The sequence below is a fragment of the Streptomyces sp. NPDC002536 genome (genome assembly GCF_053594995.1).
The window spans coordinates 26,343-32,750 of record NZ_JBSFWU010000089.1 but is presented as its reverse complement, the minus strand read 5'-3'; the positions used below and the strand labels follow the sequence as shown (position 1 = coordinate 32,750).

The 6,408-nt window shown below is 70.3% G+C and carries 6 protein-coding genes; 3 read left to right on the top strand and 3 right to left on the bottom strand.

Translation table 11 applies throughout. The annotated features are described in order from the left end of the window. Positions 1-103: 103 nt before the first annotated feature. Positions 104-1,207 carry a sensor histidine kinase gene (locus tag ACWD4B_RS26935; protein ID WP_451423180.1) on the bottom strand — a complete coding sequence of 368 codons (1,104 nt, stop codon included), beginning with the start codon at positions 1,205-1,207 and terminating at the stop codon, positions 104-106. Continuing rightward, on the bottom strand, positions 1,204-1,857 hold the full coding sequence (locus tag ACWD4B_RS26930; RefSeq protein ID WP_390777357.1) for a response regulator transcription factor: 654 nt from the start codon (positions 1,855-1,857) through the stop codon (positions 1,204-1,206). The genes ACWD4B_RS26935 and ACWD4B_RS26930 overlap by 4 nt, the downstream gene beginning before the upstream one ends. Before the next feature lie 114 nt (positions 1,858-1,971). Here ACWD4B_RS26930 and ACWD4B_RS26925 point away from each other — a divergent pair, with 114 nt between their 5' ends. From ACWD4B_RS26925 to ACWD4B_RS26915, 3 genes are all read left to right on the top strand, one after another. Then, positions 1,972-2,232 (top strand): DUF7848 domain-containing protein, encoded by a 261-nt coding sequence (locus ACWD4B_RS26925; RefSeq protein ID WP_451423179.1) that lies wholly within the window; start codon positions 1,972-1,974, stop codon positions 2,230-2,232. Positions 2,233-2,323: 91 nt separating this feature from the next. Continuing rightward, on the top strand, positions 2,324-4,042 hold the full coding sequence (metG, locus tag ACWD4B_RS26920; RefSeq protein WP_451423178.1) for a methionine--tRNA ligase: 1,719 nt from the start codon (positions 2,324-2,326) through the stop codon (positions 4,040-4,042). A 133-nt stretch (positions 4,043-4,175) separates the two neighbouring features. Then, entirely contained in the window at positions 4,176-4,556 is a 381-nt protein-coding gene (locus tag ACWD4B_RS26915; protein WP_336410219.1) for a DNA-binding response regulator, read from the top strand. A 53-nt stretch (positions 4,557-4,609) separates the two neighbouring features. Here the strand turns inward: ACWD4B_RS26915 and aspS are convergent, their stop codons facing one another. Next, on the bottom strand, positions 4,610-6,397 hold the full coding sequence (gene aspS, locus ACWD4B_RS26910) for an aspartate--tRNA ligase (RefSeq protein ID WP_451423181.1): 1,788 nt from the start codon (positions 6,395-6,397) through the stop codon (positions 4,610-4,612). Between the last annotated feature and the right edge of the window lie 11 nt (positions 6,398-6,408).

The window sequence follows — 6,408 nt, the reverse complement described above, 5'->3', positions numbered from 1 at the left end:
GCCCGGCGCGGGGCGCTCAGTCGATGATGCCCGCAGCCCGCGCCGGGCGCCCCGTCAGGGGCGCGGGGCTGTTACATCATGCGGCTCCGCCGCGTGGGCGCGATCAGCCACGACGCGCCCGCAGCCGAGGTTCTCGGGGCTTCGCCCCGGACCCCGGGGTGGTGCGTCGGCTGCGGGCCGGTGGGGGCTGATCGCGCAGTTCCCCGCGCCCCTTCGGGGCGAGGTCCACCGTCACCCGCAGACCGCCCTCCGCGCGGGAGACCGCCTGTGCCGTGCCGCCGTGGGCGCGGGCGATGGACCGCACAATCGACAGGCCGAGCCCGACGCCCCCGCCGAGCCGCTCCCGGCCGGCGCCCCGGCGGAACGGTTCGAAGAGCCCGTCGACCTCCGGACCCGGCACCGGCGGGCCGGTGTTGACGACGGTCAGCCGCCCCGGCCGGACGTCCACCTCGACGCTGCCGCCGGGATGGTTGTAACCGACCGCGTTGCGCAGCAGGTTGCCGGTCAGCTGGGCGAGGAGGACGCGGTTGCCCTGCATGGGGGCGGTCGCGGCGGTCAGCCGGAGCCGTACGCCGTTCTGTGTCGCCTGTCCGGACACCGCGGCGACCTCGTCGGCCACCACGGCGGACAGATCGAGGCGTTCGCAGCTGTCCAGGCCGCGCTCGCTGCGGGCGAGCACGAGCAACCCGTCGATCAGCCGCTCGGAGTGCCGGTTGGTCTCCAGCAACGTGGCCTTGGTGCGGGCCAGTTCCTCCGGGGACGGGTCGCCGTCGAGCCCGACCTGGATCGCGGTGCGCTGCACGGCGAGCGGGGTGCGCAGCTCGTGCGAGGCGTTGGAGATGAAGCGCCGCTGGCTCTCGAACGCCCCTTGCACGGGCCGCAGTACGCGCCCCGCCGTCCACCAGCCCACGCCGACCGCCAGCAGCGCGGTGATCAGCAGGGCCGCCGCCGACCAGACGACCATCTCCTGCGAGGCGGCGGCGCTGACGTCCCCGGAGACCCGGTAGACCGTCGACATGGTGACGGTCTCCCCCGGCCGCAGGACCTCCATGGGCACGGCCGTGCGCGCGATCGTCGTGGCCCGCTGCCGGGTGCTCTCGCGCGAGAGCACGTTGACGGTCGTCAGCAGCGCCGTCCCCAGGACGAGGAAGATCGCCCCGAAGGCGAAGGCGATCCGGGCCCGGGCGGTGAGGACGGGCCGCCTCACAGGGCGTACCCGACGCCCTGCACGGTGCGGATCAGCGGGGGTTCGCCGAGCTTGCCGCGCAGTTTGCTCATCGCGACGCGGACCGCGCCGGTGAAGGGGTCGGCGTGCGCGTCCCAGGCGCGCTCCAGCAGTTCCTCGGCGCTGACCACCGCACCGTCGGCCTCCAGCAGGATCTGCAGCAGCGCGAACTCCTTGGGCGAGAGGTCGAGCTCCCGCCCCTCGCGGTCCGCCGTGCGCCGCACGGTGTCCAGCCGCAGGCCGTGCCGCTCCAGCAGCGGCGGCGCGGGGCGGGCGCTGCGGCGGCGCAGCGCCCGGACGCGGGAGATCAGTTCGGGGAACTCGAAGGGCTTGGGGAGGTAGTCGTCCGCGCCGAGGTCCAGGCCCGCGACCCGGTCCTCCATGGAGCCGGACGCGGTGAGCATCAGGATGCGGGTGCGGGAGCCGGAGGCGACCAGGCGGCGGGTGACGTCGTCGCCGTGCACCCGGGGCAGGTCGCGGTCGAGCACGACGACGTCGTAGTCGTGCAGCCCGAGGTAGGCGAGCGCGGCGTCCCCGCTGTAGACGGTGTCCACGGCGAAGCCCGCCCGGCGCAGCCCGGTGGCCACGAGCTCGGCCAGCACCTCTTCGTCCTCGGCGACCAGCACGCGCATGACCTTCGTTCCTCTCGTCCGCTATGCCCCCTTCTCTCCAGGATGCGGGTGTACCAGAGGGGATGTTTCGCAAATGTCTCTGTGGGACGAAGCCCGAGTGGGCATGGTTACGACGTGACCGAAGAACAGCGCACGAGGCCGAAAACGGTCTACCGGTTCGCCCGGTGGACGCTGCAGCCCGACCGGGAGCCCGACGCCGAGCCGATCACCTACGCCATGCAGTGCGCCGTGTGCGGAGAGGGCTCGCAGCCGGAGGAGGACCTCGCCGAGGCCCAGACCTGGACGTTCCGGCATGCGGGACGCCATCCCTCGCACCACACCTACCGGGAGACGGTCACCCGGCCCTGGCGGGCCTGGATGGAGCGGCCGGGGTGAGGAGCCGGGAGGTCATTGCGGCGCGGCCGCCCCCCGGTGCTCGGATACGCTAAAGGTCTCCGTAAAACACCGCGACCAGGGAGCAGCCGCAATGGCTCGACACCTCATCACCAGCGCCCTTCCGTACATCAACGGGATCAAGCACCTGGGCAACATGGTGGGGTCCATGCTCCCTGCGGACGTCTACGCCCGCTTCCTGCGCCAGACCGGCCGCGAGACGCTCTACATCTGCGCCACGGACGAGCACGGCACCCCGGCCGAGCTGGGCGCCAAGGAGCTCGGTCTGCCCGTGGACGAGTTCTGCTCGCAGCAGCACGACGCGCAGAAGGCGATCTACGACGGTTTCGGGCTCTCCTTCGACTACTTCGGCCGGAGCTCCTCCGCGGAGAACCGGGAGATCACGCAGCACTTCGCACGGCAGCTGCAGAAGAACGGGTTCATCGAGGAGCGGACGATCCGCCAGGTGTACTCGCTCGCCGACGGCCGTTTCCTGCCCGACCGCTACATCGTCGGCACCTGCCCGCACTGCGGCTACGACAAGGCCCGCGGCGACCAGTGCGAGAACTGCACCCGCGTGCTGGACCCGACGGACCTGATCGACGCCCGCTCGGCGATCAGCGGCAGCAGCGACCTGGAGGTGCGGGAGACCAAGCACCTCTTCCTGCTGCAGTCCGCACTGCAGGGCGAGGTCGAGGCGTGGATCGACGAGCACGGCAAGGACTGGCCGGTGCTGGCGTCCTCCATCGCCCGCAAGTGGCTGACCGAAGGCCTGAACGACCGCGCGATCACGCGTGACCTGGACTGGGGCGTGCCGGTCCCGGCGGACACGTGGCCGGAGCTGGCGGCCGAGGGCAAGGTCTTCTACGTCTGGTTCGACGCCCCGATCGAGTACATCGGCGCGACGAAGGAGTGGGCGGACCGGGATCCGGAGAACCGGGACTGGAAGTCCTGGTGGTACGAGGCGACGGACGTCCGCTACACCCAGTTCATGGGCAAGGACAACGTCCCGTTCCACACGGTGATGTTCCCGGCCACCGAGCTCGGCACTCGCGAGCCGTGGAAGAAGGTCGACTACGTCAAGGCCTTCAACTGGCTGAACTACTACGGCGGCAAGTTCTCCACCTCCCAGAAGCGCGGCGTGTTCACTCACGACGCCCTGGAGCTGCTGCCCGCCGACTACTGGCGCTACTTCATGATGGCCAACGCCCCCGAGTCGGACGACACCTCGTTCACCTGGGAGCTGTTCTCTGCCACCGTGAACAAGGACCTCGCCGACGTCCTGGGCAACTTCGTCAACCGCGTCCTGTCCTTCTCCCGCAAGCGCTTCGGCGACGAGGTCCCCGCGGGCAGCGAGGCCGGCGAGGCGGAGGCCGCCCTCGGCCGCGAGATCGCGCAGCTGCTCGCGGAGTACGAGGAGCACATGGAGGCCCTGCAGTTCCGCAAGGCCGCCCAGGCGCTGCGCGCCCTGTGGAGCGCGGGCAACGCCTACCTGGAGACCAAGGCCCCCTGGCTGGAGATCAAGACCGACCCCGACGGGGCCGCGCTGACACTGCGCACGGCGATGAACCTGATCCACCTCTACTCGGTGGTCTCCGAGCCGTTCATCCCGGCCTCGGCGGCCGCGATGCGCTCGGCGTTCGCGCTGGAGAACGACACCCGCACGTGGGTGACGGCGGACGAGGCCATGTCCCTGTCCTTCGTCCCGGCGGGCACGGCGTTCACGGTGCCGCCGGTGCTCTTCGCGAAGATCACCGAGGACGACCTGGCGGCGTACCGCGAGCGCTTCGGCGGCGGCGAGGAAGCCGCGTAGCCGCACATCCCTCACGGGCCCGGAGACCAGGCGGTCTCCGGGCCCGTTGATCGTTCGGCAATCGTTCGTTCAGCGCGCTCCGGAAGTCTGGTTCCCGTCGATACACGGGGGCAGACGAGGAAGTGCAGCAGCAGTGTTCGAGAAGCGCATGACCGACGGCATCACCGTAAGCGTCCACACCGCCGACGAGGTCGCCCGGGCCCGCGTCGCCAGACAGCTGCGCGCGCTGCCGGGGGTGAGCGTGGTCCGCGAGGGGGCGGCCGTCGACGTGCTGCTCCTGGGCCGCCATGACGACGGCGCGCTGCGGCGGCTCGCGCGGGCCCGCCGGGCACCGCTGGTGGTCATCGCCGACGAGCTCGGGGAGACCGAGCTGTTGGCGGTGACGGAGTACGGGGTCCAGTCCGTGCTGTGGGGGCAGCGGCTGACCCCGGGACGGCTGCAGCGCGCGGTGCACCAGGCCGCGGGGTGCTGTCCGCGACTGCCGATGGTGACCGCGCTGAGCGCGCTGACGTAACGCGAAGGGCGGGCCGGTGAGATGTCCTCACCGGCCCGCCCTTCCGTGCGGCCTTACTTGGTCGGCTTGTACGGGGTCGGCTTGGCCGCGCCCTTGTAGATGCTCAGGTGGAGCTCCTTCAGGCGGGCGTCCTCGACCTCGCTCGGGGCACCCATCAGGAGGTCCTGCGCGTTGCCGTTGAGCGGGAAGGCGATCGTCTCGCGGATGTTGGGCTCGTCCGCCAGCAGCATCACGATGCGGTCGACGCCCGGGGCGATGCCGCCGTGCGGCGGGGCGCCGAACTTGAACGCGCGGAGCATGCCGCCGAACTCGCGCTCGACGTCGTCCTTCGAGTAACCGGCGATCTCGAACGCCTTGTACATGACGTCGGGCTCGTGGTTCCGGATGGCGCCGGAGGACAGTTCGGTGCCGTTGCAGACGATGTCGTACTGCCAGGCCAGGATGTCCAGCGGGTCCATGGTCTCCAGGGCCTCAAGGCCGCCCTGGGGCATGGAGAACGGGTTGTGGGAGAACTCGATCTGCCCGGTGTCCTCGTTCTTCTCGAACATCGGGAAGTCGACGATCCAGCAGAACCGGAAGACGTTCTCCTCGAAGTGGCCAGCGCGCTTGGCGGCCTCGACGCGGACCGCGCCCATGATCTTGGAGACCTCGTCGAACTCGCCCGCGCCGAAGAAGACGGCGTGGCCGGGGGCCAGGCCCAGGGCCTCGGTGAGAGCCTTGACGTCCTCTGCGGTAAGGAACTTGGCGATCGGGCCGGAGAGCTCGTTGTTCTCACCGACGCGGACCCAGGCCAGACCCTGAGCGCCCTGCTGGACCGCGTACTCGCCCAGGCCGTCGAAGAACTTGCGGGACTGGCCGGCGGTGTCCGGCACGGCCAGCGCACGCACGTGCTTGCCGGCGAAGGCCTTGAAGCCGCTGTCGGCGAAGACCGCGGAGACGTCGACGAGCTCCAGCTTGGCGCGCAGATCCGGCTTGTCCGAGCCGTACTTGAGCATCGCCTCGCGGAACGGGATGCGCGGGAAGGGGGAGGTGACGTGGCGGCCGTTGCCGAACTCCTCGAAGAGGTCGGTCATGACCTTCTCGATCACCTGGAAGACGTCCTCCTGCTCGACGAAGGACATCTCCACGTCGAGCTGGTAGAACTCGCCCGGCGAGCGGTCGGCACGGGCGTCCTCGTCGCGGAAGCACGGCGCGATCTGGAAGTAGCGGTCGAAGCCCGCGATCATCAGCAACTGCTTGAACTGCTGCGGCGCCTGCGGCAGCGCGTAGAACTTGCCGGCGTGCAGACGGGAGGGCACCAGGAAGTCGCGCGCGCCCTCGGGGGAGGTGGCGGACAGGATCGGGGTGGCCAGCTCGTTGAAGCCGAGCGCGGTCATCTTCTGCCGCATCGCGGAGATGACGGCCGAGCGCAGCATGATGTTGCGGTGCATGCGCTCGCGACGCAGGTCGAGGAAGCGGTACTCCAGGCGGCGCTCCTCGTTCACACCGTCATCGGCGTTGATGGTGAACGGGATCTGCTCGGCGGCGCCGAGGACCTCGACGTCGGTGACCTCGATCTCGACCTCGCCGGTGGGCAGGTCGGGGTTGACGTTCTCCGTGCCGCGGCTCATGACCTTGCCGTCCACGCGGACGACGGTCTCCTTGGTGAGGTGGCTCAGCGCCTCGTTGGCCGGGGTGCCGGGACGGGCCACCAGCTGGGTGATGCCGTGGTGGTCGCGGAGGTCGATGAAGAGGATGCCGCCCAGGTCGCGACGATTGTGCAGCCAGCCGCTCAGTCGCACGTCGGTGTCGACGTCAGCCGCACGGAGCTCGCCGCAGGTGTGGGACCGGTACCGATGCATCATTCATCCAA